This is a genomic window from Faecalibacillus sp. TM498 (assembly GCF_020589955.1).
Classification (GTDB): domain Bacteria; phylum Bacillota_I; class Bacilli_A; order Erysipelotrichales; family Coprobacillaceae; genus Faecalibacillus; species Faecalibacillus intestinalis.
In genome coordinates, this window is sequence record NZ_JAJDKB010000159.1 from 1 (window position 1) to 362 (window position 362).

The following is a 362-nucleotide window of genomic DNA, read 5'->3' on the forward strand; positions in this document are numbered from 1 at the left end:
GTAATATCTTCTATCTTATTTTTTGCTAGTAATTCAATATCATTGGTATATTGATCTAATTTCTTTAATTCACGTCTTGTTTCCTTAGATAATTTTTGTTTTACTTGAGGAAGTATATTCAAATAAACTAAACGTGCTACATACATTCCAGCAAGTTGTGGAAGTTTCTTTTGTCTATATTGTCGATAATAATCTTTGCATTGGTAGTAATATTTGTTTTGTTCCATATTTTGAAATGGAATGACTTTTGTTGTTAATCGTTCTTTTATTTGTTCTCTATGATATTGATTACCAAGTGATTTTATATAAATCGGTTCTTCACAATAAGGATGATAAATAACGGATTCATCATTTATTTCACC

At 26.8% G+C, this 362-nt stretch carries 1 pseudogene; it reads right to left on the reverse strand.

The features are described 5' to 3' along the window. Positions 1 to 362: pseudogene (locus LJD32_RS15120) on the reverse strand (hypothetical protein); the annotation flags it as partial.